The 24,992-nt window shown below is 50.4% G+C and carries 20 protein-coding genes and 1 tRNA gene; 9 read left to right on the top strand and 12 right to left on the bottom strand.

Annotated features, from left to right (window positions below; genetic code table 11):
• The first annotated feature begins 4 nt into the window (after window positions 1–4).
• From def to ACT53D_RS02650, 4 genes are all read left to right on the top strand, one after another.
• Window positions 5–538 carry a peptide deformylase gene (gene def / locus ACT53D_RS02635; RefSeq protein WP_379075708.1) on the top strand — a complete coding sequence of 178 codons (534 nt, stop codon included), beginning with the start codon at window positions 5–7 and terminating at the stop codon, window positions 536–538.
• A gap of 25 nt (window positions 539–563) precedes the next feature.
• Window positions 564–653 (top strand) — tRNA-Ser (locus tag ACT53D_RS02640).
• Window positions 654–721: 68 nt separating this feature from the next.
• Window positions 722–997, top strand: coding sequence for a cupin domain-containing protein (locus tag ACT53D_RS02645; RefSeq protein ID WP_194748017.1), 276 nt, complete (start codon window positions 722–724; stop codon window positions 995–997).
• Window positions 998–1,086: 89 nt separating this feature from the next.
• Entirely contained in the window at window positions 1,087–1,374 is a 288-nt protein-coding gene (locus tag ACT53D_RS02650) for a cupin domain-containing protein (RefSeq protein WP_379075711.1), read from the top strand.
• 5 nt (window positions 1,375–1,379) lie between these two features.
• On the opposite strand, the gene ACT53D_RS02655 is transcribed toward ACT53D_RS02650, so the two are convergent.
• Together ACT53D_RS02655 and map are read right to left on the bottom strand one after the other, a co-directional pair.
• Window positions 1,380–3,956, bottom strand: coding sequence for a [protein-PII] uridylyltransferase (locus tag ACT53D_RS02655; protein ID WP_476154353.1), 2,577 nt, complete (start codon window positions 3,954–3,956; stop codon window positions 1,380–1,382).
• Between the two features lie 27 nt (window positions 3,957–3,983).
• Window positions 3,984–4,778: a type I methionyl aminopeptidase gene (gene map, locus ACT53D_RS02660; RefSeq protein WP_275355642.1), complete on the bottom strand. Its 795-nt coding sequence runs from the start codon at window positions 4,776–4,778 to the stop codon at window positions 3,984–3,986.
• A 249-nt stretch (window positions 4,779–5,027) separates the two neighbouring features.
• Between map and ACT53D_RS02665 the strand changes: the two genes are divergently transcribed.
• Window positions 5,028–5,861, top strand: a complete 834-nt coding sequence (locus ACT53D_RS02665) for an HDOD domain-containing protein (RefSeq protein ID WP_275355641.1) — start codon at window positions 5,028–5,030, stop codon at window positions 5,859–5,861.
• On the opposite strand, the gene ACT53D_RS02670 is transcribed toward ACT53D_RS02665, so the two are convergent.
• Entirely contained in the window at window positions 5,858–7,720 is a 1,863-nt protein-coding gene (locus tag ACT53D_RS02670) for a tetratricopeptide repeat protein (protein ID WP_476154356.1), read from the bottom strand. The genes ACT53D_RS02665 and ACT53D_RS02670 overlap by 4 nt on opposite strands.
• A gap of 126 nt (window positions 7,721–7,846) precedes the next feature.
• Between ACT53D_RS02670 and ACT53D_RS02675 the strand changes: the two genes are divergently transcribed.
• Window positions 7,847–8,386: a peroxiredoxin gene (locus ACT53D_RS02675; RefSeq protein ID WP_275355638.1), complete on the top strand. Its 540-nt coding sequence runs from the start codon at window positions 7,847–7,849 to the stop codon at window positions 8,384–8,386.
• An 11-nt stretch (window positions 8,387–8,397) separates the two neighbouring features.
• A complete protein-coding gene (locus tag ACT53D_RS02680; protein ID WP_476154358.1) occupies window positions 8,398–8,880 on the top strand; it encodes a dihydrofolate reductase in 483 nt (160 codons plus the stop codon).
• Window positions 8,881–9,956: 1,076 nt separating this feature from the next.
• Here the strand turns inward: ACT53D_RS02680 and ACT53D_RS02685 are convergent.
• From ACT53D_RS02685 to gnd, 4 genes are all read right to left on the bottom strand, one after another.
• On the bottom strand, window positions 9,957–12,203 hold the full coding sequence (locus ACT53D_RS02685; RefSeq protein ID WP_194748003.1) for an arginine/lysine/ornithine decarboxylase: 2,247 nt from the start codon (window positions 12,201–12,203) through the stop codon (window positions 9,957–9,959).
• 102 nt (window positions 12,204–12,305) lie between these two features.
• Complete coding sequence (dcd, locus tag ACT53D_RS02690; protein ID WP_275355635.1) at window positions 12,306–12,875, bottom strand: dCTP deaminase; 570 nt, start codon at window positions 12,873–12,875, stop codon at window positions 12,306–12,308.
• Between the two features lie 169 nt (window positions 12,876–13,044).
• Window positions 13,045–14,520: a glucose-6-phosphate dehydrogenase gene (gene zwf / locus ACT53D_RS02695; RefSeq protein ID WP_194747999.1), complete on the bottom strand. Its 1,476-nt coding sequence runs from the start codon at window positions 14,518–14,520 to the stop codon at window positions 13,045–13,047.
• A gap of 151 nt (window positions 14,521–14,671) precedes the next feature.
• Window positions 14,672–15,577: a phosphogluconate dehydrogenase (NAD(+)-dependent, decarboxylating) gene (gene gnd, locus ACT53D_RS02700; RefSeq protein WP_194747997.1), complete on the bottom strand. Its 906-nt coding sequence runs from the start codon at window positions 15,575–15,577 to the stop codon at window positions 14,672–14,674.
• Window positions 15,578–15,760: 183 nt separating this feature from the next.
• On the opposite strand from gnd, the gene pgl reads away from it, so the two are divergent.
• Window positions 15,761–16,447 (top strand): 6-phosphogluconolactonase, encoded by a 687-nt coding sequence (pgl, locus tag ACT53D_RS02705; RefSeq protein ID WP_379075729.1) that lies wholly within the window; start codon window positions 15,761–15,763, stop codon window positions 16,445–16,447.
• Between the two features lie 79 nt (window positions 16,448–16,526).
• On the opposite strand, the gene ACT53D_RS02710 is transcribed toward pgl, so the two are convergent.
• The 3 genes from ACT53D_RS02710 to ACT53D_RS02720 form a co-directional block, all read right to left on the bottom strand.
• Window positions 16,527–17,090, bottom strand: coding sequence for a DUF1003 domain-containing protein (locus tag ACT53D_RS02710; RefSeq protein WP_313988113.1), 564 nt, complete (start codon window positions 17,088–17,090; stop codon window positions 16,527–16,529).
• 22 nt (window positions 17,091–17,112) lie between these two features.
• Window positions 17,113–18,201: an iron-sulfur cluster carrier protein ApbC gene (gene apbC / locus ACT53D_RS02715; protein WP_275355630.1), complete on the bottom strand. Its 1,089-nt coding sequence runs from the start codon at window positions 18,199–18,201 to the stop codon at window positions 17,113–17,115.
• Window positions 18,202–18,268: 67 nt separating this feature from the next.
• Window positions 18,269–19,321: a glycosyltransferase family 4 protein gene (locus ACT53D_RS02720; RefSeq protein ID WP_476154362.1), complete on the bottom strand. Its 1,053-nt coding sequence runs from the start codon at window positions 19,319–19,321 to the stop codon at window positions 18,269–18,271.
• A 279-nt stretch (window positions 19,322–19,600) separates the two neighbouring features.
• On the opposite strand from ACT53D_RS02720, the gene ACT53D_RS02725 reads away from it, so the two are divergent.
• The gene (locus tag ACT53D_RS02725) at window positions 19,601–20,059 is read left to right on the top strand and encodes a fasciclin domain-containing protein (protein WP_476154364.1); all 459 of its coding nucleotides are present in this window, start codon (window positions 19,601–19,603) and stop codon (window positions 20,057–20,059) included.
• 70 nt (window positions 20,060–20,129) lie between these two features.
• Here the strand turns inward: ACT53D_RS02725 and ACT53D_RS02730 are convergent, their stop codons facing one another.
• Together ACT53D_RS02730 and ACT53D_RS02735 are read right to left on the bottom strand one after the other, a co-directional pair.
• Window positions 20,130–23,906, bottom strand: a complete 3,777-nt coding sequence (locus ACT53D_RS02730) for a TonB-dependent receptor domain-containing protein (protein WP_476154366.1) — start codon at window positions 23,904–23,906, stop codon at window positions 20,130–20,132.
• Between the two features lie 100 nt (window positions 23,907–24,006).
• Window positions 24,007–24,990: a FecR family protein gene (locus ACT53D_RS02735; protein WP_476154368.1), complete on the bottom strand. Its 984-nt coding sequence runs from the start codon at window positions 24,988–24,990 to the stop codon at window positions 24,007–24,009.
• Window positions 24,991–24,992: the final 2 nt, after the last annotated feature.

Genomic DNA, 24,992 nt, shown 5'->3' on the forward strand with positions numbered 1-24,992 from the left:
AGAAATGGCAGTCAAACCTGTGCTGAGAATGGGCGAGCCTTTACTTTATCGGGTAGCAGACAAGATCACCGAGTTTGATACGCCCGAGTTGCATGCCTTGATTCAGGATATGCACGACACGATGACGCATATGCAGGGCGCAGGCATTGCCGCGCCACAAATTGGTGTCAGTTTGCAGGTGGTGATGTTCGGCGTCGGTGCCAATCCGCGTTATCCGGATGCCGAAGCCGTGCCTTTTACGATTTTGATCAACCCCGAACTCACACCTGTGGATGAGGCAGAAGAAGAGGGTTGGGAAGGGTGTCTGTCTGTGCCTGGCATGCGCGGCCTGGTGCCACGTTATCAGCACCTGCATTACCGTGGCTTTGACCCGCAAGGCAACGTGATTGACCGCACGGTGAGCGGCTTTCATGCGCGGGTGGTCCAGCATGAATGTGACCACTTATTTGGCGTGCTTTACCCCATGCGTATCCGTGATCTGACAAAATTTGGCTTTAATGATGTACTTTTTCCTGGAATAACGCTTCCAGATGACTGATTGTTTGCTATAATGCGCGCTTTCGGGAAGAGTGGCAGAGCGGTTTAATGCAACAGTCTTGAAAACTGTCGAGGGTTCACGCCCTCCGTGAGTTCGAATCTCACCTCTTCCGCCAGACATGAAATGCCGCAGTTTTGCGGCATTTCTATTTGCAGTTTTTTATATTTACATGAAGGAACCGTCATGGCTCAAATCATTATCGATAGCAACCCATCCCAAGAGAAATTGAACGAGCTGGGCGTGTCCAGCTGGAACATTTGGGATTGCCCTCCATCAAAATTCCCACTCGACTTCACCATGACTGAAAAAGCCTATGTGTTGGAAGGTGAATTCAAAGTGACGCCAGCTGGTGGCGAAACTGTTACCATCAAAGCGGGTGACTACGTAGAGTTTCCAAAAGGCCTGAAATCCCAGTGGGAAGTGGTCAAGCAATTGAAAAAACACTACAAACACTTTTAATTGAAGTGGGCGTATGATGAAAACCCTGTCAATCCGGCAGGGTTTTTTGTTGATGGGCCTCCGTTATCCTAAGCAAGAAAGGAATACACATGAGTCATCATCCTGTGAATCAAATTAAGGTCGAGCGTCCCAGCGCCGAGACACTCGCCGCACTTGGTGTGGATCAGTGGCCAACCTGGTCAAAAGAAGTCTCTATTTTCCCATGGCAATATAGCAATAGCGAGATTGCTTACATCTTGCAAGGGGAGGTGACCGTGACACCTAAAGATGGCGAGCCGGTAAGTTTTGGGGCGGGTGACTTAGTCACCTTTGCCAGTGGGCTGGATTGTGTGTGGGAAGTCAAACAGCCGTTGAAAAAGCATTACCATTTTGAGTGAGCCGGCTATATTTGATGGAGTGCTTGCGTCAAGTTGGTGATGGATGTTGCATCAAGCAGGCCGTTATTACACGCAGAGATCAAGAAACTATCTTCTACCCGGTTGCCCAAGGTGTTGATCTTGGCATTATGTAATGCAATGCCATGTTGCTGAAAAATCAGCGCCATACTGGCCAATAATCCTGGGCGGTCATTGGCGATGATATCCAGCTGTTGAAAAGGCTGGTCTGCGTCCTGTGGATTGGGCACGGCTTTAAAACTCACTTGCGTGCTAATCGGCATATGTTTGACTTGCCTGCTGACCCGGCCGCGAATTGGCGCGGGAATCGCCTCATGGCTGATCAATTGCGTATTCAACCCTTGTTCAATATGCTTCAATAAGCCGTTATAGCTGATCTGCCGTGTTTCAGGTTCCAGCACAATAAAGTTATCCAGGGCATAGCCGTGAGCGGTGGTGTAAATCTTGGCCTGTACAATGTTGTATTGCATGCTGTCAAAAAAATGGCAGATACGGGCAAAAATCTCTTTTTGATCTCGGCTGTAGATCATCACCTGAATGCCGTCGCCTTTAGGGCTGAGCCGGGCACGCACAATGGCTTGTTCGGTATTGAGATGCGGAATCAGTAATCGGCTTTGCCAGGCGATTTCATCACTGTCAAAACGACTGAAATAGCCATTGCCAAAGGCTTGCCACAGGGCTGCCACGGAAGACTCTTTAAGGTTGAAACTGCTAAGTTTCTGCAACACTTCCTGCTTGCGTAAGCTGAGCTGGGCTTCGGTATTCAGTGATTGTTGCAGCACTCGCCGCGTTTGCAAAAACAGGCTCTCGAGCAGTTTGGCCTTCCACGCATTCCACACATTCGGGCTGGTGCCGCGAATGTCGGCCACCGTCAGTAAGTACAACGCTGTCAGGCGATATTCTGTCCCCACCAGATGCGCAAAGGCTTCAATCACATCGGGGTCGGATAAATCACTTTTTTGTGCCGTGCTGGATAGTTTTAGGTGTGCCTCAACCAGCCAAGCGACTAGCTCTGTATCCGTTTTGCTTAAGCCATGTTGTTTGCAGAATCGGCGCGCGTCCAGGGTGCCCAGCAGCGAATGATCGCCGCCACGGCCTTTGGCAATGTCGTGAAAAATGGCCGCCAGATAGAGCAAATGTGGCTGGCTGAATGCATTAAATAGTTGGCTGCACAGCGGAAATTCGTGTCTCAAATCGGGTTTGGCAAAGCGTCTGAGGTTGCGTAAGACATTCAGCGTGTGCTCATCTACCGTATAGACATGAAACAGATCATGCTGCATTTGTGCGATGACGCGGCCAAATACCGGGATATAGCGGCCGAGGATGCCATAACGGTTCATGCGCCGCAGGCTGCGGTGCACACCTTCGCGGCTGTGCAAAATTTGCAGGAACAAGGCTTTGTGATTGGCGCGTTGTCTGAATTGATGGTTGATCAGCGGCTGTGCCGCCTGCAATGCACGTACGAGCGGCGCACTAAAGCCGGTAATTTCCGGGTATTGCTGCAGGAGTTGAAAACATTGCAAGATGGTTTCGGGCTTGCGTTGAAACAGGTCTGGCGCATTTGCACTCAGCAAGCCCTGAGACAGGCTAAAGTCTTCTGTTAATGCTTGCGGCGGCTTGGTTTCTGGCTGAATGCGTGCATGCAGTAATTTCAGCAGGACTTCATTTTCTATGATGACCGCTTTGGCACTCCGGTAAAAGCCTTGCATTAACTGTTCGCTGGCACGTTTTTGCGGATTGGTCTCATAGCCCATCTGCTCCGCCAGCGTGTTTTGAAAGTCGAATACCAGGCGGTCTTCCCGGCGCTTGGCCATCAAGTGCAGGCGGATGCGCAGGTTTTGCAGCAAACGTTCGTGTTTTTTGAGTTGAATGGCTTCATGCCGACTTAATAACCCCGCCTGGGCAAGCGCGTTCCAATCACTGCCCAAGCCCTGGCTTTGCGCGACCCAAAGAACCATATGCAAATCCCTGAGGCCGCCTGGACTCTCTTTGACATTGGGTTCTAGGTTGTAAGCCGTGTCATGAAATTTGGCATGACGGATTTGTTGCTCACGCAGTTTTTCAGCAAAAAAACGGGCTTGGTCCAGCTGTGTATGCAGTAACTGCGTCAGGGACTGGAAAGTTTTTTTGTCTCCGCTCAGCCAGCGGGCTTCCAGCAGGTTGGTCATGATGGTCACATCCAGCTGCGCTTCGTCCAGGCACTCTTTGAGGCTGCGCACGCTATGACCGATATTGAGACCAATATCCCACAAGGTGCCAATCAGCGATTCAACCAGCGTCTGTAGCGCAGCATCGCTGTTTTCCGGCATCAGGATCAGCAAATCAATGTCCGAGTAGGGAAACATATCGCCACGGCCATAGCCGCCGACCGCAACCAGGCAAGCACTCTCTGGCAGGGCATAAGCCTGCCAAATCTGTTTAAGCAGTAGATCGAGTGAGCGCGTATGTTGTTGTAGCAGGCGTTTGGCTTGCGGCTTGGCCAGATAAGCATCGGCCAGTTGTTGACGTGTCAGTTGTACTGACGCTCGCCAATGCTTGAGATGTTCCTTGCCAATGACTGTCATGCGGGACTGACCATCGACATGCGTGCCTTAGAGCGTGGGCCGGGCTGGCGTACCCGCTGAGACGGTCATGATTTCAAAGCCCTCTTCAGTGACGAGTACGGTATGCTCCCATTGTGCCGACAGGCTACGGTCCTTGGTGACCACGGTCCAGCCATCCGGCATGAATTTGATGTCGCGGCGTCCAGCATTGATCATGGGTTCGATGGTAAAAATCATGCCAGGCTTGAGCGTCAAACCTGCCCCGGGTTTGCCATAATGCAACACTTGGGGCTCGCAATGAAATTTTTTGCCGATGCCATGTCCGCAAAATTCACGCACAATGCTGTAACCATTTTTTTCTGCAAATGACTGAATCGCATAGCCAATATCGCCCAAGGTGTTGCCAGGTTTGACCTTTTCTATGCCGCGCCACATGGCCTGGTAGGTGAGGTCGCACAGCCGCTTTGCCTGTGGTGAGACACTGCCGACCATAAACATGCGTGACGTATCGCCATGATAGCCGTCTTTGATGACTGTGATGTCCAGGTTGACGATATCACCATTTTTAAGCTCTTTTTCGCTAGGGACCCCATGACAGATTTGCTGGTTAATCGAGGTGCAAATAGACTTGGGGTAGGGTGCATGGCCATCTGGTGCATAGTTTAATGGGGCCGGGATCGCTTGTTGTTCATTGACGATGTAATCATGGCAAAGCTGGTCCAGTTTGTTGGTGGTCACCCCCGCCACGACAAACGGTGTGATGTAATCCAGCACTTCTGAGGCCAGACGACCTGCGATGCGCATTTTTTCAATTTCTTCGGGGGTATGCAGAACAATTGCCATAAACGAGTGACCGCTCTTACGTTAATCCGTTTCCCAGACAGGCTTTCGGAATCATTAACTAAAACAACATTCTAACATAGACACATAGCAGTCATGATGTTTGGCCTACTTCGCTCAAGGAATGCGCAAGAACGCCGTTAATAGAGTTGAGTCATAAAAGAAACTGACTGGCATTAGTGTAATTGATCCCGACATGGCACTTGATGGCAATGATTTATACTCGGGCATGATTTTAGCTGGAGCACACTTATGGTGACACTCACCGAAGCAAGAGCCAACCGCACCGTTAAAGATTGGGTGGCTTTTTTTAAGGCGGCAGAGATTCCGGTCTTGCGGCAGACGGCCAGAGAGATCGCTCAATTACAGGCGCGTGAAGATGAAACGGGCGCCCGTGACATTACCCGTGTGGTCATTAATGATCCGCTCATGATGTTCAAGGTGTTGGCGTACGCCAATAATCATCGCAGCCGTCATCAGTTACAGGACCTGGTACAGGTCGAGCAGGCAATTATCATGATGGGCACTGGCACGTTTTTCGCGCAGATTCCTACCGTTCCGCATGTGGAGGATGTGTTGCATGAGCATATGTCCGCCTTGATCGATTTGCTCAAGCTCATGATACGGGCTCACCGTGCCGGTTATTTTTCCGCAGAGTTTGCCTCGCATTTGATGGATTTGCACGCAGAAGAGGTGAGGGTGGCAGCCTCGCTGCATGATTTTGCCGAAATGCTCATGTGGTGCTTTAACCCGGATGCGATGGGCGAAATCAGCCAGCGCCAGGACGCAGATAAAACGTTGCGTAGCCGGGTCGTTCAACAAGAGGTGCTGGGTTTCAGATTGCTGGAGTTACAGGCCGAGCTGGTGCAGGTCTTTAACTTGCCGCCATTGCTCAGTGACCTGATGGACGAAGCGCGCGCAGACCTGCCCAGGGTGCGCAATGTGCAGTTAGCCGTGAATCTGGCCAGACATTCTGCCGACGGCTGGGATAATGCTGCCTTGCCCGATGACTACAAAGATATTGCCGAGTTGCTGCATGTTGATGTTGAGCGCGTCAAACATATCGTCGGCGTGCCACAACATTAGTCTTGTGCGGCTTGTTCGCTTGCGATCAGGCGCTCATGACGCTGGGCCAGCACATCGGTGACGGCCTGATGTATCCGGTCAATCACTTGCTCCCAAGCTTCGTCATCCCCCTGTCTGAACAGGCGCATGCCTGGATACCACGGACTGTCTTCGCGCTGTTGTAACCAGCGGAAATGCGCATGTTGCGGCAGTAATAACCAGACCTCTTTGCCTAAGGCCGCAGCCAAATGCGCGACGGCGGTGTCAACTGATATCACCAGATCCATTTGCATGATCAGCCCCGCAGTGGCGGTAAAGTTTATTAATTCCGGGTGATGACATTCCAGCATGGGAAACCGTTTGAGCATGATATGGTCTTCGCGCCTGAACTCTTTTTGCAAGCTGTGCCATTCGACTTCCATATTCAGCAGAGGCGCCATCAGAAAGAGCGGAATACTGCGCCACTGATCATATTTGTTCGTCGCCTCGCCACACCAGTTGAGCCCGATGCGCAACCGACGGCCAGGCCCCAGTAATTGTTGCCAGGGTTCACTGTGGCGTGCCTCTACCCCCAGATAAGGCAAGCCGGCCGGTATCGTATCCAGTTGCGTGTTAAACACCGCTGGCAAGCTCAGCATGGGGCAGAATACGTCAAAATGCGGCAGGCTACGTCCATCCTGGCAAACGACCAGAATCGTTGCATCATGCGCCCAATACTCATTAAACAGGTCAAATAAAGCCTCAGGGACGGCTAATACCAGATGGTTAGGTTTGCAGGCTTGAACCATAGGCAGATAACGGCAATATTGCAGGGTGTCGCTCAACGTCTGCTCGGCCCAGATCAGAATGGTTTTGCCGACCAGAGCGCCTGCTGATGACCATAACAAGTTTAAATCTGGCCGGTGTTTGTCCGCAAGCACTTGAAAACGCGCCGCATACAGCGGCCAGCCGGTTTCGAATTCTCCGCGTGCCAATCGCAGCATACTCATGGTATATCTGGCTTGTGCATGATTCGGCGCCAATTTAAGCGCCGTCTCCAGGCAGGCGTAAGCCTCATCGTGCTGCCTGTTTTCATACAGCGCCAAGCCCAGGTGGCATTGGGCAGCCGCATACCCAGGGTTCAACTGCAAGGCCAGGCGGAAATCGGCAATCGCTTCAGTGTACTTCCCCAGCTGGCATAACACTACGCCACGGTTGTTGTAGGGTAAATGCAAATTCGGTTGATAGCGGATGGCTTCATCAAAATTTAGCACGGCCTCTTGTGGCTTGCCCTGTGATTGCAGAATCAAGGCGCGCTGATGATAGGCATCGGCAAAGTCAGGCTGTATGCGGATCGCCTCATTCATACATAGCAGCGCATCGCCTGTCTGTTGCAGTTGCATGCATAACACCCCCAGACGATAGTGAAAATGGGCATGCTCCGGATGTGCCGCCACTGCCTGTCGTAAAACATTGGCTGCCTGGTCGACTTGCTGCAGTTGCAGCATCAGGTCAGTACATTCGGTAAAAGCGGGTAGTCGTTGCGGGTCAAGTTTGATGGCGGTACGCAAGCGCAAAATGGCTTCTTGTGTTCTGCCCAGGTTTTTCAGTGCACGTGCATCCAGGTAATAAAGCTGTGCCTGTTTGGCATCCAGGGCAATGGCTTGTTTGTAGCACTCATGCGCCGCCTTGAACTGTTGCGTGCGCATATGCAGGTTGCCTAGCTGCACCCGCAGTTCCAGCAGGTCAGGCCGCAGACTGATCGCTTGCAGTAAATATTGCTCAGCCGCATGAAACTCCTGGTTTTGCAGCATTAGGCCTGCCAGCTTCTGATAGGCATCCCACTTTTGCGGATCGGCAGCAATCAGTTTCAGCAGTTTTGCAATGGCTTCATTGTTCATGGGATAACTGGCAACACTTCAAGCGATTGCGGGCGACCTTAAATGGATGGATGGCGGATTAAGGTACAATAAGCAGCTGTCAGCGTCAACGACCTGAATGTCATTTACCCAAAGAAAGGAAACTCAATGCTGATCAAACTGATCATGTACGGCCTGTTGTTCTGGTTAGCCGTCTGGGGCTATCGCCAATATCAGCAGCCTTCTACACGTGTCAGCGTCGGCATGAAAGCACCCGCATTCAGTCTGCCCGATGCCCAAGGAAACCTGAGGCAACTCTCCGAATGGCAGGGTAAATGGCTGGTGCTTTATTTTTATCCCAAAGATGATACGCCTGGTTGTACACGCGAAGCCTGCCAGTTCAGGGATGATATCCAGCAGATCCATGCCCTGGGTGCCGAGGTGGTAGGGATCAGTGTCGATACCGTTGCCAGCCATGCCGCATTTGCGCAAAAACACCGCTTGTCTTTTCCGTTGCTGGCGGACAGCAATGGTCAGGTGGCTGATGCCTATGGCGCCTTGTTTAACCTTGTCGTCTTCCAGGCCGCCAAGCGCATGACCTTTATTGTTGACCCGCAAGGCGTCGTTGCCGAGTCCTACAGCAACGTCAACCCTGACGGGCATAGCGAGGCCATCATTCGTGACCTCAAGCGCCTGTCGGCTTTTTAGTGAGTATCACCATGCAAGCCCTTTCCCTGATCGTCGCCCATGCAGACAACCGTGTCATTGGTCACAATAATCAGTTGCCCTGGCACCTGCCCGAAGACCTCAAGCGCTTCAAACAACTGACCATGGGCCATCACATTATTATGGGCCGCAAAACCTATGAGTCGCTGGGTCGCTTGTTGCCCGGACGCACCACGGTAGTCGTCACTCGCGATACTGAATACGCGGTTGAAGGGGCCAAGGTTGTACATTCACTGCCACAAGCGCTTGCAGCCTGTGCCGGTGATGAAGAACCCTTTCTGATTGGCGGCGCGGAGTTGTATGCACAGGGCCTGCCTTATGTCACGCGGCTATACATTACGCGGGTATATGCTCATGTCGGCGGGGATGCATTTTTCCCGGAAATCGAGATGCATGAGTGGGAATTGGTGAGTGAGGAAGGGCATACCTCGGAGAATGGCTTGCATTATAGTGATATGGTTTATCAGCGGCGATGATAGAAGCCTTTGGCTTGATGCATCGAAAAAAGAATAAGGTTATTCTTTTTTCGATGCTTAATCTCAATCCAAGTTAGTCCAGTTTTTCGTCATTCCGGCTTAGGCCGAATTCATGCAAGGTTAATACTAATCTGATTAAAATTGAAGAGCGCGTATTGAATTTGCTGCAAGTCTTCTTAGATATTTACGGAATTCCACCTTTCTTTTTCGCCTGTAGGCGAGTTACTTTCTGTTGCTTGTCCCACAGAAAGTAACCACAACTAACGGAGTGTTGCGGCGTAGGCTAACCTTTAGGTTAAGCCACAAAGTGGCGGCCGTAGCCAAAGAAGAGGGCACCCAGCCATCACGGCCTACGGCTTCCTTGTGTTGTTGGCTACGGCCGCTACGCTTAACATTGCTGCGCAAGTTAGCCTACGCCGTAACAGACTGCGCTGCAGTCTTAGTTATCAACAAAGTGGGCGTCCATCGAAACTCGCCCTAGCAGCTTGCACACCCCGCAAGCTGCCACGGAGCTCGCACAGTCGCTCCCTTGTTTCTTACTTTGTTTCCGCTACTCAGCGTGATGGGATGGGATTTGTCGCGTCAAACTCACAGCCTAAAAATTTGGACCGTTCAAAAACTCAAATTCTTTTCTTTTTAGCCCACAAACGGTGGCGCTGATGGGTTTTCGGGCCCCTATCTGCCGCGCCGAGTAGCGCAGCCAAAACAAGGAAGAAGGGAGCGACTGTTCGAGTCCCGCAGCAGCTCACGTATTTTGTGAGCTGCCAGGTCGAGTTTCTTGACCGCTTGTTTTGGCGAGCAACGCAGGAAACAAGCGGAAGCTAGGGTGTCTTGTTCTTTGCCTTCTTTCTTATGGACAAGCACAAGAAAGAATGGTCGCCTAAAAGGCGAAATAAATCATTCACCCATCCTGTTAATGCCTAATACAACCTTGTTCAATGTACGCAAAGAAAGGTGACTAGCTCACAGGCGAAACAGAGGTCTCGGTAAAATAGCAAAGGCAACCATTAAGTTGCCTTTGCTGAAGCTCACAAAAAAGAAAGCTCAGTAAAAAACAGCTGAGTGAAGCTAAAGAGCTAATCTTCCTGCTGCACACAATCCACGTAATACACGGCTTTACCATCCACGACTTGCTTCACCAAACCATGGTTATCGGTCTCAAAGCCCGGGAATTTCTCGTTGAATTCGCGTGCAAATTTGAGGTAGTTCACAATGACCTTGTTAAAGCGTTCACCTGGAATCAGCAGTGGAATACCTGGCGGGTAGGGGGTTAAGAGCACAGCAGTCACGCGGCCTTCGAGTTCATCAATGGCCACGCGCTCAATTTTGCGGTGCGCCATTTTTGAGAAGGCGTCCGTCGGTTTCATGGCTGGCACCATGTCAGACAGATACATTTCTGTAGTCAGGCGGGCGACGTCATTGGCTTTGTAGACTTCGTGAATTTGTGTACACAAATCTTTGAGGCCGACGCGTTCATAGCGTGGATGCTTCTGCACAAATTCCGGCAGCACTTTCCATAATGGCTGGTTTTTGTCGTAGTCGTCTTTAAACTGTTGTAATGCGGCGACCATGGTGTTCCAGCGGCCTTTGGTAATGCCGATGGTAAACATGATAAAGAACGAGTAGAGACCGGTTTTTTCGACGATCACGCCGTGTTCAGCCAGGTACTTGGTCACAATCGCCGCCGGGATGCCAAATTCTTCTGAGAATTCACCATCTACATCCAGCCCGGGCGTGATGATGGTGGCTTTGATCGGGTCCAGCATGTTAAAGCCTTCGGCCAGGTTGCCAAAGCCGTGCCAGCGCTCGTTGGCTTTCAGCATCCAGGCGTCTCGTTCTTCCAGGCCGTCTTCTGACAAATCGGTCGGGCCCCAGACTTTAAACCACCAGTCGGTGCCCCATTCTTCGTCAACCTTACGCATGGCGCGGCGGAAGTCCAGGGCTTCTTTGAGGGATTCTTCTACCAGGGCGGTACCGCCTGGGGCTTCCATCATGGCGGCAGCCACGTCACAGCTGGCAATAATCGAGTATTGCGGACTGGTAGAGGTATGCATCAGATAGGCTTCGTTGAACACATCGCGGTCCAGGCGGTTCTGGTCAGCATCCTGTACCAGAATTTGCGAGGCCTGGCTTAGGCCAGCCAGCAGTTTGTGCGTAGACTGTGTGGAGAACACCATGGATTCTTTACAGCGTGGGCGGTCTGCGCCAATCGCGTGGTAGTCACCATAAAAGTCATGAAAGGTCGCGTGTGGCAGCCAGGCTTCATCGAAGTGCAGGGTGTCGATCTTGCCATCCAGCATTTCCTTGATTTCTTCGACGTTGTATAGCACGCCGTCATAGGTAGATTGCGTGATGGTTAGTACGCGTGGCTTGGCGTTCTTGTCGGTGGCAAACGGGTTGCGTTCGATTTTCTTCTGGATATTTTCCCAGGCAAACTCGCTTTTCGGAATCGGGCCGATAATGCCAAAGTGGTTACGCGTTGGCATCAGGAATACCGGCACCGCCCCGGTCATGATGATGGAGTGCAATACGGATTTATGGCAGTTACGGTCAACCACCACGATGTCACCAGGCGCGACGGTGGAGTTCCAGACGATCTTGTTCGAGGTCGAGGTGCCGTTAGTGACAAAATAGAGGTGATCGCAGTTGTAAATGCGCGCAGCGTTACGCTCAGAGGCGGCCACCGGGCCGGTATGATCTAGCAATTGGCCGAGCTCATCTACTGCGTTACAAACGTCTGCACGTAGCATGTTCTCGCCAAAAAACTGGTGGAACATCTGGCCGACCGGTGATTTCAGAAACGCGACGCCACCGGAGTGACCGGGGCAGTGCCAGGAGTAGGAACCATCAGCCGCGTAATGCGTCAGTGCCTTGAAGAAAGGCGGTGGCAGGCTGTCCAGGTAGGCCTTGGCTTCGCGGATAATCAGGCGTGCCACAAACTCTGGCGTATCCTCGTTCATATGGATAAAGCCATGCAACTCACGCAGCACATCGTTTGGAATGTGGCGGCTGGTGCGGGTCTCGCCATGCAAAAAGATCGGAATCTCTTCGTTACGGTAACGGATCTCCTGTACAAAATTACGCAGTTGCTCGATGGCTTCTGGTTTCTCTTCAACGATTTCCTCATCGTCAATTGACAGGATAAACGCCGAGGCACGGCTTTGCTGCTGCGCGAAAGAGGTGAGGTCGCCGTAGCTGGTCACACCAAGCACCTCCAGACCTTCATCTTCGATCGCTTTGGCCAACACCCGGATGCCCAGGCCAGACGAGTTTTCTGAGCGAAAATCTTCGTCAATAATCACAATGGGAAATCTAAATTTCATAAAGGAATCCTTTTACCGCTTAAGACACAGAGGCACAGGAAAAGTCAGCGCTTAACCCTGTGCCTCTGTGGTGAAATGTTCTGATTGTGTTCAAGAGTGTGATTATATCTTTGGTAATGTGACACCAATTTGACCTTGGTATTTGCCACCACGGTCTTTATAACTGGTTTCACAGACTTCATCAGACTCCAGGAACAGCACTTGTGCACAGCCTTCACCTGCATAAATCTTGGCTGGCAACGGCGTCGTGTTACTAAACTCCAGCGTCACATAGCCTTCCCACTCAGGTTCAAACGGTGTCACGTTGACAATAATGCCGCAGCGCGCATACGTGGACTTGCCCAGGCAAATCGTTAACACGGAACGCGGGATGCGGAAATATTCGACCGTACGTGCCAACGCAAATGAGTTGGGAGGAATGACGCAATAGCCTTTGCCTGAGACCTCGACAAAAGACTGTGGGTCAAATGCCTTGGGGTCGACTATGGTGCTATTGATGTTGGTGAACACGCGGAATTCGTCCGCACAACGGATATCGTAGCCGTAAGAGGAGGTGCCGTAAGACACGATTTTTTGACCATTCACCTCGCGGACCAGTGTGGGCTCGAACGGCTCGATCATGCCGTGTTGTTCAGCCATCCTGCGTATCCATTTATCAGACTTAATGCTCATTACGATATCCAGTCATTTGCGTCATCAACGCATGCAATAAAGAGAAAAAAGCGGAGTTTAAACTCCGCTTTTAGTGAGTGCAAATAATAACAACAATTACAGTTAAATTTGCAAATTTTTTTGGCTTTGAGGCGAATTAATCTACCGAGGAGGCATGAGCCCCCAAGGTTTACTTATCGCCACCTAATTCAATGCTGTAGCGCCAGAATTGATCTTCCGCTTCAAAAATCACTTTGGACTCGATTGGATCGCGGCTACCAGCAGGGTACTGATGGACCGGACGCTTGTCTTCTGCCCAGGCTTTCACCACTGGATCCACCAAGCGCCATTGTGCTTCGGCTTCAGAAATATGCAGGTAGTTGGAGTTGTCACCTTGCATCAGGTTCAGCAGCAAGGCCTCGTAAGCATCTACAGAGTCGTCTGCGTCCCAACGGTTGGCTGCATCCAGCTGGATGGTACGGGTTTGTACATCCAGGCCAGGAATCTTGGACTGGATTTCGAGCTTGATGCACTCACGTGGCTGGATGCCGATGATGAGCCAGTTTTGGTCCTGGTCATTGATTTGCAATGGCGCTTTTTTGAAACGGATAGCAATACGGGTATCGGCTTCGTGCAGGCGCTTGGCGGTGCGGATGTAGAAAGGCACCCCTTTCCAGCGTGGGTTGTCAATAAACAGTTTCAAGGCAGCATAGGTTTCTACCACGCTGTCATTGTTGCCCAGCTCTTCGAGGTAGCCAGGCACTTTTTCGCCATTGATTTCACCGGCACTGTATTGCGCGCGGAAAGCATGCTTTTCCAGTTCGTTGACTGGGATAGGACGAATCTGCTCCAGCAACTTGATTTTAGCGTCGCGTACGCCTTCCGGTGACAGGTCTTTTGGCAGCTCCATGGCGGTCAGTGCCAAGGTTTGCAGAATATGACTTTGCAACATGTCGCGCAGGGCACCTGTGCTGTCGTAGAACTGCGTACGGTCGCCTACACCCAGCATTTCGGTGTTGGTGATTTGCACGTGGTCAATGTACTGGTTATTCCAGATCGGTTCTAACACGGTATTGGTAAAGCGTTGCAGCAAGATGTTTTGCAGCGCGGATTTGCCCAGGTAGTGGTCGATACGGTAAATCTGGCTTTCTTTCAGGTGCTTGGTGATGGCAGCCTGCAGTTCTTTGGCAGATGGCAGATCGGTACCGAATGGTTTTTCGATCACTACGCGGCGCCAGTATTTGTCTTCCTGAGTCAGACCGACATTGGCCAGTGATTCAACGACTGGTGCAAAGTCTACCGGACGTACTGAGAGGAAGTAAGCCAGGTTCTGCGGAAATACTTTTTCGTCGCTCAGCGTGGCTTTCAGTTTGTTGAACGCGTCTGGGTCAGTCGGTGGGTTGGCATGGTAGAAGTTACGGGCGATAAAGCGCTCGAAGACTTTCTGGTCATACCCTTTTTTGAATTTGGTATCCAGCATGGATTTGATGTCTGCACGCCAGGCATCCAGATCAACCACTTGACGGCCAACGCCGATAATTTTCATGTCATCAGGCAGGCGGCCCAGCAGGTCTAGCCTGAACAAACCAGGATACAATTTTACGCGGGCAAGGTTGCCACTCGCGCCAAATAATACCAGGGTGCATGGATCAATTTTATTCGTCATTTCTAACCTTAAGATAAAAATGTAAACGGGAAAGGGCAGGCCTTTCCCATATGTTTATGACTAGCGCTAATAAGTTCTTAAACTTAGTCGTGTCAGCATGTGGCTATGAACAAATAAGCAAAAGCCTCTCATGATGAGAGGCTTATATCACTTACTTGGTTTTCACTGAGTGGCCACCGAATGCATTACGCATCAGTGACAGCAGCTTGTAGCTGTAGCCTTCTGAGTCTTGGCTTCTGAAACGTGCTTGCAATGCAGTGGTCAACACTGGCGCTGCCACACCTTGCTCAACCGCTTCAACCACGGTCCAGCGGCCTTCACCGGAGTCAGCAACGTATGGTGCAATCTCTTGCAGGCTTTGGTCTTGTTTGAGTGCTTCAGCCGTCAAGTCGAGCAACCAGCTGCGTACCACGGAACCATGACGCCACAGTTCAGTGATTTGTGCCAAGTCCAGGTTGAACTCCTCTTTACCTTTGATCAGGTCCAAACCTTCAGCAAAGGCTTGCATCATGCCGTATTCGATCCCGTTGTGGATCATTTTGGTGAAGTGACCAGAACCAACAGGACCAACGTGTGCCCAGCCGCGATCCGCGTGGGTCAATGCCTGTGCATATGGAGCCAATACATCAGCATATTGTTTTTCACCGCCGTACATCAGGCAGTAGCCGTTATCCAGGCCCCAAACACCGCCGGAAGTACCACAGTCGATAAAGCCGATACCATGTTCGGCCAACATTGCGCCACGGCGCTGACTATGTTTGTAGTTTGAGTTGCCGCCATCGACGATGATGTCGCCTTTGTTCAGCATTGGGATCAAATCTTTGATTTGATTTTCGGTGATTTCGCCAGCGGGCAACATCAACCAAACAATTTTTTGGCCTTCGAGTTTGCTAACTGCATCCGCAACGGAGGTCGCTGCTTCCAGGCCTTCTTCTTTAACCAGTCTGTTAACGAATTCGGTGTTAAAGTCAAAACCAACCACGTTAATTTTGTGACGCAGCAAGCGAGCAGCCATGTTACCGCCCATTTTGCCCAAGCCAATCATTGCTAATTTCATTCGGATTTTCCTATGGTGTGAGGATAGTTTAAGAGACACCCATCTTTTGGATGGCATGAACCCGATCAGTGCTTCGGATAATTTTGCAGAATTATCATGTCGAGTCAGCTATAATTATAACAAATGCAGTCACGGTCTAAAAGGCTGCGCAAGCTTTTTTGTATTGTTTTTTACAGGTTTTCTATGTCTTTGAATGCTCAAACCCGTTGGCACACGTTTCAATCCCAGGAAGAAATCAACCAGGCAGCACTTAACAGAATTCTGGCGGCTGCCGACGCCGCCATTGCCAAACATGGCAGTTTTCTGATTGTGCTGGCAGGCGGCAGTACGCCCAAAGCGGTGTATCAGTTATTGGCAAAAGCTGATGCCGACTGGTCCAAATGGCATGTCTATCATAATGATGACCGTTGTTTGCCAGTCGATCATGTGGAGCGCAACAGCAAAATGGCCCGCGATGCCTGGTTAAGCCATGTGGCGATTCCTGAAAGTCAGATTCATGATATTCCGGCCGAGCTTGGCAATGTGGCTGGCGCGCTGGCTTATAGCGAGATCCTTAAAGGCGTGCGCACCTTTGATCTGGTGATTTTGGGGCTGGGTGAAGATGGGCATACTGCTAGTTTATTCCCAGGCCAGGCGGTTGATAACAGTGCCGATGCCGTGCCAGTGTTTAACTCGCCCAAACCGCCCGCGGATCGTATTACGATTAGCCAAAAGCGGCTGAACGATACGCATGAGGTCATGTTTCTGGTGACGGGCGCGGGCAAGCAGGAGGCGGTGGATAACTGGCGTAAAGGTGTAGCGATTCCGGCGACATTAATCCAGTCACCGAATGGCGTGGATGTGTATTGCTTTGGTGTGGTTTTGAGCTAAATCGTTTTAAGCCACCGAGAACACAAAGGCCACGGAGAGAACGCTTTGTGGCTTTTTTCTCACCCTGTGCGTGCTGCCGCTAAGATGGTTTTTTATTTTGCTCGGCCAGTAACTGCTCGAGCAAGCCAATCTGCTGTTGCTGCAAGTCTATGAGTTCCTGCCACTGTTGCTCGCGCAAACCATCCATTTTTTCATGCAGCAGCAAAATCTCCAGTTCTGCTTTCAAGTTCACTTCATAGTCATGCTCTGCATGTTTGCGGTCTATTTCTGCTTGCCGGTTCTGTGACATCAGGATGATGGGGGCTTGTATCGAGGCCAGCATAGACAAAAACAGGTTGAGCAGAATATAAGGATAGGGGTCAAACGCACGGTCATATTTGAGCAAAATGACCGAGTTCAGCACGACCCAGGCGATCAGCACCAGGGCAAACACAAAAATAAACGTCCAGGAGCCGCCAAAACGAGCCACTGCATCGGCGGCCCGTTGAGCGGTGGTCATGCTACCGTCACTCTCATCTGCCGTATTGCGAGACACATGCCTGCGCTCGGTCAGGTGCCGGGCGACGCGCTGGGTGTGCGCGTCCATGGCGTCATAATCCTTGCCGATCAGCGTTTCTGCAATCTCATGTTCACTGGCGGTCATTGCAGTCTGTCGGCTTGATTGATTATGTATTTTGAATGACGATGTTGGGGAACTTGGCACTGTGGTCCAGGCTGGCAATGGCGATTTTGCTTGCTGCTTTGCGTGCAATTTCTTTATACGTTTTTGCAATGGCGCCATCCGGCATGGCGACTACGGTAGGCTGGCCACCGTCTGCTTGCATGCGGATATTGATATCCAGCGGCAAACTGCCGAGCAACTCCACGTTGTAGTCTTTAGCCATCAAGGCGCCGCCGCCTGCGCCAAAAATATGCTCTTCATGGCCGCAGTTGGAGCAGATATGCGTACTCATGTTCTCTACAATGCCTAAAATCGGGATGCCGACTTTTTCGAACATTTTCAGGCCCTTGCGCGCGTCGAGCAGGGCGATGTCTTGCGGGGTGGTGACGATAATCGCGCCGGTGACCGGAATTTTTTGTGCCAGAGTCAGCTGGATGTCGCCGGTGCCAGGAGGCAGGTCAATCACCAAATAATCCAGATCCTGCCAACGTGTATCGCGCAGCAATTGCTCCAGAGCGCCGGTCACCATCGGACCGCGCCACACCATGGGTGTGTCGGTATCGACCAGAAAGCCGATGCTCATCGCCTGGATGCCATGCGCACGCATCGGTTCTATGCTCTTGCCATCGGCGCTATCCGGGCGGCCGGAAATACCTAGCATCTGTGGCTGGCTAGGCCCGTAAATATCCGCATCGAGCAAGCCGACGGTGGCGCCTTCAGCAGCCAAGGCCAGCGCCAGGTTGACTGACGTGGTGGATTTGCCCACGCCGCCTTTACCAGACGCCACGGCAATCACGTTTTTCACGTTAGGCAGCAAGTTGACGCCACGTTGCACGCTATGCGCCACAATGCGGCTGCCAACATTGACGGTGATTTTGCCAATGTCGGCAATGCTTTTTAATGCCTCGGTAATTTGTGCGCGAATCAGGTCCAGTTGTGTCGCTGCAGGGTAGCCTAGCACCACATCCAGGCTGACATCGTTGCCATTGACTTGTATATTTTTGATTGATTTGCTGCTGACAAAATCCTTGCCAGTATTAGGGTCTATGCTCAACTTGAGCGTGCTTTGAATCACAATATCGCTGATGGCCATGCCTTGAATTCCCGCAGAAATGCCTGACTAATTAAATCAGGAATTCTACTCCATCCCCCCTGATTCGTCATGCAATCTCTGCGTTGGTCGTGGCGGGCTGTGAGCGCGCACAGGAGCTATGGTCAGGATAGTGTTTTTGAAACGTCTCAAAGCAATGCGCCCAGCTCCACTGGCTGCGGGCCTGCTCGCGTATCGCCGCCTTATCCAGCGATGAACACTGCACAATAGCTTGCGCAATATCTTGCGTAAAATCTTCGGCCAACATGCCTGAAAAACCATGCTTGATCACATCTCTGGGCCCCGTCACATCAAATGCTGCCACGGGCAGGCCGTTGCACATCGCCTCTATCATCACAATGCCAAACGTATCGGTACGGGAGGGGAAGGCAAACACATCATGCTGTGCATACAACGCCGCCAGCGCCTTGCCATATTGATAGCCGACAAAATTGACGCGCGGGTATTTTTGCTTAAGCTGGCTTAAATAAGGACCATCGCCAGCGATAGTAATATCAAACTGATCTTGATGCTCACATAGCGCATCCAGGTTTTTTTCACGGCTCACCCGGCCGACGTTCAACACGCGCAATTTTTGTCCGGCCACTGGCGGCTGCGCAACGCTCAATAACTGTTCTGAGACGCCCCGCGACCAAATCACCAGATGCTTGAATCCATGCGTCTGCAAGGTCTGGCGCATACTTTCGGTGGTGACAAAGGTGGCATGTGCGCCTTGGTGAAACCAGCGTAAATAAGCATAGGTCCAGCGTGCGGGGATCCGCCACATTAATTCGAGGTATTCAGGAAAGCGCGTGTGATAGGAGGTCGTAAACGCAATCCCGCGCGATTTGCACCAGTGGCGTGCCACCAGGCCCATGACGCCCTCGGTGGCAATATGCAATTGTTTAGGCTGGATGCGATTGAGTGTGCGCCACAGGCGCAAGGGTTGGATATTGAGCTGGATTTCAGGATAAAACGGCAACGGTATCCAGCGATACAGGCTAGGGTGCAAAACACGAAAACGCAAGTTGCGTGATTTGGCCACCCGCCGCAGGTTTTTATAGGTCGTAGAGACGCCATTGGTTTGCTGAAAAGTGTCCGTCACAATCAACATCGTCATCATGCAAGCTCCGCAACAAGGTGCCATGATCTTGCCAAGCCAGCATGACGAGTTTATGAACATCTCACTTTAAATCTGCGATAACCATTGCCCAACTGATCATCCCTGCGCACATGCTTCACGGGTGTTCAGCTCGCTGTAAGTTTTGACCATGCCCCGGTAAGTTAAGCGTAAGGCTGGCTTGCTAAGGTAAGCACATCGACGACAGCAGCACGCAAGCCGCTAAAAGTCTCGGTAATACACGCTTTAGTTTCAGTTAAACAATAATTCTGGAGAACACGCATGAACAAACTACTTGCACTCACCTTGTTAGCCATCAGCTATACCCATCACGCCAATGCAGATACATTGCTGCAAACTGCTGATCAGGAAGGCAACTTCAAAACCTTTTTACAAGCCGTCAAAACTGCCGGCCTGGAAAGTACGCTGAACGAAAAAGGCCCGATCACCCTGTTTGCCCCTAACGATGCCGCCTTTGCCAAGTTGCCTAAAGCAAAACTTAAAGCGTTAATGGCTAACCCCACTGAGCTCAAAAAAGTGCTCAGCTACCATATCTATCCAGGCAAAATTACCTCGGCAGACGTGAGCGCTGGCAAGGTTAAATCGCTAGAAGGCGCAGACTTGAAACTCACTGTGACTGATGGTGTAAAAGTGGACAATGTCAAAGTCATTGGTGATGAAATCAATGCTGATAACGGTGTGATCCATACCATGAGCGCGGTTCTGATTCCTAAGGGTTAGAGCATGTAGATTTTAAGCTTCATTTGCAGAATGCTTGTTGGATCAAGGACTCTGCAAATGCAATGCCTTTTTATTTAACCAAACTATCCAGCTTTTTAGGCTGAAACTCATAACTTAAGGTCACGAATGCTGACCTCGGTGCCCCAATACCTAAGAAACTAGTACCTTGCCAATCAGCACTGTTGTAGTTAAAGCCACTTTCACCAATCACCCCTCGAATAGAAGGCGAGAATGCGTTTAAACCCAATCGGCCTGCGCTTGCATACTGTTCGTTAAATAAATTATTGACACGCAAACCTAGCGTCCATTCAGGGCTGATTTTGTAGGTGGTGTTGAGATTAAATACCGCATAACCATCTGTCTTACCTTCACCAAAGTCAGCACGCTGGACCGTACAGACGGTATTACCGTTATTACAAAATGGCCCGGTGATGGGTGATGCAGGTCCGGCGCGGTGTTTATTATTTTCATTACCACGAATAAATGCCTCAGAATGCACAACCGCATTCAGGCCTACGCGCCAGTTACTGGTAATGTCGTAAGCGAAATTTGCGTTAAGGTTATGTAATGCAACACCTGGCATGCGATCGCCAGGACTCACAGTGATTTGTTGATAAGTCCCTACACCTGTCTGGCTATTAATATCGTAAACATTGCCAGCACTACTGTTATGCGCACTTGCAAGCTTAAATCTAGACTGAAAGGTTGCATCTGTCAGCGCATAGTTCACCCCCCAAGTGGCCTTACCCCATTTACCCTTGAGACCCATTTCAAGACCTTGTCGGCGGGTATCGCCAATATTCTGGAAATAACTGGCGGTCGCATTCACCGCAACAAAATAAATATCATCTGTGAGATCGGTACGATAAAGCGCAGCGTTCCATTCAATATTGTCAGTTAATTGACCACGGGCACCAATTTCGAAACTGGTTGATCGAACCTGCTTGAGATAAGGGTCGCCAGAGAGGGCTCCAGGTAGATTACATACCCGCTGTTCGGCCAAAGAACGTGGGCGACCATCTGAGAGAGGTGTGGGGTCATAAGCACAACCCAATTCGATAACGGTAGGTGTGCGGGCACCGCGCCCCATGTTGGCATAAACATTCAAATCATCGCGCGCTTGCCATGTCACACCGATTGAAGGGTTAAAAGAACGATATTTAAACTTCTCTACTTCTGGCGGACGCAATGCAGCTGTATTTTGTCCAAATTGATCTATATTTGCCAATGATTCATTGAATAAAACAATATAGTCATCCAACCCGTTGGGGCATTCATTTGCATCTACAATGCCATCATTGTCAGTATCTGGGCAAAGCGCTGGAAGATTTAGGATATTAAGAATACGGTTGATATCACCGAACGAACTTAATCGATTAACCGCTAAGGCATTATTCACATACGTACGGTTGTAACGTGCAGAGAAAGTAAAGTTAAGTTTTTCTGTGGGAGACCATGTTTCACTTAAATACAAACTTTTAGTAAGCGAGTCGCCCGTAAAATCATTGAGAGGAAAACCACGTTCTGGACTATTCGCAAAATACTCCCAACCCAATAAATTAGGTGCCACATAGCCACGCCGATTTGCGTCTAGCAGCCCCAGATACTGCTTGCTGTAGTAATCACTATCAGATTTATCTAGAGAAGCACCCACCATAAACTTATGCTTGTCTAGATTCCAGTTAAACTGTAATGAAGCCCCTTTACCCAGCTGCTCTACTTCTGTATCAGTAAAAATGGCGGTAGGGGTGCCCTCAATGTACCCGGTTTCGGTTCCGCCTCCAGCGCCGAATTTGCCATCACGAGTAATACCCTGCGCATTGGCACCTACTACAACAGGGGAGTATGTAGGAAATTGCCCCACTCCGATAATACCCGAAATAGGCGTCCCGGCTACATTGGCAGCATTAACTGGGGTTAGCTCCCAATAATCATGATAAAAGCCATCTGCATCCGTGTAGGCACCCAATATTATCCCGCCCACATCCCTGTTTACTCCAGTGTATTGGAATGAAGGGCTCCCGGTACCAGCATGCACACCGCTTGAGACTGTCCCCGTTGAGTTATTTGTAGCAACAATCACACCTCTATTTTCAAATTGCTCTCTAACTAGTGCGGCATACTCTGGTGTCACGGCAGCATTAAAAGCCCCTGGAACATTTGACTTTTCACCAAAGTTATCCGAGTCTTTTCGGGGGTCAACAATCCAGTTCCACACCTGATTGCCAGAACCATCTGATGCATTAACTTGCACTTGATCTGTCACTACTTGTGTATTGCCATTAGCATCCGTATACGTTGCTTGTTGTGCAAAGCTTGTTCCGCGAACAAGGTCATCAGCACATCCTGTAGATAAATCAGTACATTCTGCTGTACCAATAATATTGTTTGAACCATCCCTAACATAAGCCAATGCTATGTTATTAGCACTTGCTGCGATGTTATAGGCATAGTTATTGTAATCAGGCAGACCATCATTATTCACGTCAGGAAGACCCGGAAGTATTTGCCGGTTGTTGTCACGAACAGTTGCTTTTGCCGGCCCCTGAGATGCGCCGCCAAAGTTCTCGTTAATGTCCGACATGTGACTAATACGTTTACTTTTGCGGTTATAAATTTGGGCAGAAATATTGAATGTGTCGGTGACATCCCAAATACCACTTAACTGAAACTGGAACAGATCATTTTTACTTTCATCGGGCGAGGTATACACCTGCTTAGGATTTTGATCGACCATTTGTTGCGGCAAAAGACCATTACCGGTTAATTTATTACCCGCGTATAGCCCAGAAAAACTTATTTTTGCCCGCTCACTTTGCCATTCAGCCTTACCAAACACCTGATTAACCTTACTTGGTGAATTATCTCGCCAACCATCTTCGAGAAAGAAGTTACCAGAAACAAAGCCAGCGACTACGCCATTATTATTACCGGCTGAAATCTGTAATTGTTTGCGACCAAATGACCCTGTCAGCACTTCGGCGTCCAGCGTTTTGCCATCAAACCCGCTCTTTGTACGCATCGTTAATGCGCCACCTAGTGTCCCCAATCCATAAATTGGGTTTGAGCCTGGAATCATTTCCAAAGATGACAAAGCATTCATGGGAATCATGTCCCAGTTCACCACATCTCCAAACGGCTCGTTGACACGGATGCCATCCAAAAATACTGAAATCCCTTGAGCAGTGCCTATTTGCGGTGAGGCCGTAAAACCACGGTACTGCAAGTCCATCTGAAATGGATTGCTTTGATAGTCATTGACTGTGACGGATTGCAGCTTTTGGTTCATCAAGTCAGTGATTGTTAGGGTATGCGCCTCTTTAATATCTTTGGCTGTCAGAGATTGCACATTGCCAGGAATTTCCTCTTTCGTCAGTGCCAAACCAGGCATGGGGCCAATTTCGTAGAACTTCTTGGCGCGCACTTCAACTTTATCTAAATCAAGGCTGGTTTTTTCGTCTTTTAGCTCTTTGGCTGTTTTAGCTGCGGGTTGAATATAAAGGGTTGATTGGTTAAGTTTGGCTTCAAGATTGCTGTTCGCCAGCAATTTTTTAAATAGCTCTTTTGTCAACATGGTACCGCTGATGGCGGGCGCTTTTTTACCATTGACTAAGGCATCATTGAATGTGATGTTAATGCCAAGTTTTGTGCTGATGGCTTTTAAAGAGGTTGCTAGTGGCTGGCTAGGCAGGTCTATGGAGATTGTGCGCGTAAAAAGTATCTCTTCTTCCGGTTGCGGCAACTTGGTATTAAGCTCTGCCGCCCATAAAGGGTTGAGCCAGGTCGGCTGGCTGCTAAAGCAGGCGGCGATGGCTGCGCCCAGAATCAATTTTTTTGGTGTGTGCATCTGACTTCCCCGTTACTTTTTGGCTTGTTATTGCCTTAATGCACGGGGCGTCAAAACCCTGATATGTTGATTGAAAAAAATGTAATGATGTGCGATTGGCTTATTTGGCTGCGGGGTAAGTTTCTAGTTGAATACCTTCTGGGCTGCGGTGCACACTCACATTGGCGATGCGGGGCAGGGTGGCGATAAAGCTGTTGCTGTCTTTAATGGCGACCACGGCGCTGATTTTTTCGCTGGAACGCTCATCGCTGGTGACGGGTTGGGGCTGATAGCGGGAGAGGGTTTCGGCGATTTCTGACAGAGAGGCCTGATTAAATACCAAGGTGCCGCTAATAAAGCGGAAGTAGTCTTGGCCGCTCACTTGTGGGCGAGCTTGCAGGCCGTGCTGGTTGATTTCAGCGACCTGGTTATTTTGCAGGATGAGGCCTTGCTGATCTTGCTTGTTGAGCACTTGTACCTTGCCGTGATCGACGCTGACACGTTCAAGCTGTTTGAGTTTGTTGACGGCAAAGCGTGTGCCCAGTACGGTGACTTTCAGGCGCTGGGTTTCTACTACAAACGGGCGGTCACGGTCTGGTTGCACTTCAAACACGGCTTCACCTTGCAGCAGGTCAATGTGACGCTGGTTGCGGTAGTACTTGATCTCAATACGCGAGTTGGCATTGAGTGTGACACGGCTGCCGTCGTCCAGCGTTTGTGTGCTGAGTTGGGCGGTGGTGGTTTGCGCGGCGAGTTGTAGCGTGGGCGTGCTTTGCCAAACCTGATATTGGTGCAAGCCTGCCCAGCCTATGCACAGCGCCGCGACCACGCTGGCCACCGTGCCAGCCAGTTTTTGCCGCGATTTTTTGCGCTCGCTCTGTTTGAAGAAAGCATCAGCCTGTTTGGCCTGAGCCAGCGATTGCAGTTCGGTAACCGAGTCTATGCCTTGCCAGGCTTCGCTGATGCTACGGTATTCTTGTTGATGCAATGGGCTTTGCATGAGCCAGGCTTCAAACTGGCTGCGTTCCGGCGCGTCTGGTGCCGCTTCTTGCATGCGGATAAACCAGCGGGCAGCTGTCTCAGCGATTTTTTGATGGGCCGACATGC

It is taken from the genome of Methylophilus sp. DMC16, from assembly GCF_056314045.1.

What these genes read in the sequence shown, in the direction of transcription:
- def (WP_379075708.1), top strand. Translation starts at nt 5, where the DNA reads ATGGCAGTCAAACCTGTGCTGAGAATGGGCGAGCCTTTACTTTATCGG.
- ACT53D_RS02645 (WP_194748017.1), top strand. Translation starts at nt 722, where the DNA reads ATGGCTCAAATCATTATCGATAGCAACCCATCCCAAGAGAAATTGAAC.
- ACT53D_RS02650 (WP_379075711.1), top strand. Translation starts at nt 1,087, where the DNA reads ATGAGTCATCATCCTGTGAATCAAATTAAGGTCGAGCGTCCCAGCGCC.
- ACT53D_RS02655 (WP_476154353.1), bottom strand. Translation starts at nt 3,956, where the DNA reads ATGACAGTCATTGGCAAGGAACATCTCAAGCATTGGCGAGCGTCAGTA.
- map (WP_275355642.1), bottom strand. Translation starts at nt 4,778, where the DNA reads ATGGCAATTGTTCTGCATACCCCCGAAGAAATTGAAAAAATGCGCATC.
- ACT53D_RS02665 (WP_275355641.1), top strand. Translation starts at nt 5,028, where the DNA reads ATGGTGACACTCACCGAAGCAAGAGCCAACCGCACCGTTAAAGATTGG.
- ACT53D_RS02670 (WP_476154356.1), bottom strand. Translation starts at nt 7,720, where the DNA reads ATGAACAATGAAGCCATTGCAAAACTGCTGAAACTGATTGCTGCCGAT.
- ACT53D_RS02675 (WP_275355638.1), top strand. Translation starts at nt 7,847, where the DNA reads ATGCTGATCAAACTGATCATGTACGGCCTGTTGTTCTGGTTAGCCGTC.
- ACT53D_RS02680 (WP_476154358.1), top strand. Translation starts at nt 8,398, where the DNA reads ATGCAAGCCCTTTCCCTGATCGTCGCCCATGCAGACAACCGTGTCATT.
- ACT53D_RS02685 (WP_194748003.1), bottom strand. Translation starts at nt 12,203, where the DNA reads ATGAAATTTAGATTTCCCATTGTGATTATTGACGAAGATTTTCGCTCA.
- dcd (WP_275355635.1), bottom strand. Translation starts at nt 12,875, where the DNA reads ATGAGCATTAAGTCTGATAAATGGATACGCAGGATGGCTGAACAACAC.
- zwf (WP_194747999.1), bottom strand. Translation starts at nt 14,520, where the DNA reads ATGACGAATAAAATTGATCCATGCACCCTGGTATTATTTGGCGCGAGT.
- gnd (WP_194747997.1), bottom strand. Translation starts at nt 15,577, where the DNA reads ATGAAATTAGCAATGATTGGCTTGGGCAAAATGGGCGGTAACATGGCT.
- pgl (WP_379075729.1), top strand. Translation starts at nt 15,761, where the DNA reads ATGTCTTTGAATGCTCAAACCCGTTGGCACACGTTTCAATCCCAGGAA.
- ACT53D_RS02710 (WP_313988113.1), bottom strand. Translation starts at nt 17,090, where the DNA reads ATGACCGCCAGTGAACATGAGATTGCAGAAACGCTGATCGGCAAGGAT.
- apbC (WP_275355630.1), bottom strand. Translation starts at nt 18,201, where the DNA reads ATGGCCATCAGCGATATTGTGATTCAAAGCACGCTCAAGTTGAGCATA.
- ACT53D_RS02720 (WP_476154362.1), bottom strand. Translation starts at nt 19,321, where the DNA reads ATGATGACGATGTTGATTGTGACGGACACTTTTCAGCAAACCAATGGC.
- ACT53D_RS02725 (WP_476154364.1), top strand. Translation starts at nt 19,601, where the DNA reads ATGAACAAACTACTTGCACTCACCTTGTTAGCCATCAGCTATACCCAT.
- ACT53D_RS02730 (WP_476154366.1), bottom strand. Translation starts at nt 23,906, where the DNA reads ATGCACACACCAAAAAAATTGATTCTGGGCGCAGCCATCGCCGCCTGC.
- ACT53D_RS02735 (WP_476154368.1), bottom strand. Translation starts at nt 24,990, where the DNA reads ATGTCGGCCCATCAAAAAATCGCTGAGACAGCTGCCCGCTGGTTTATC.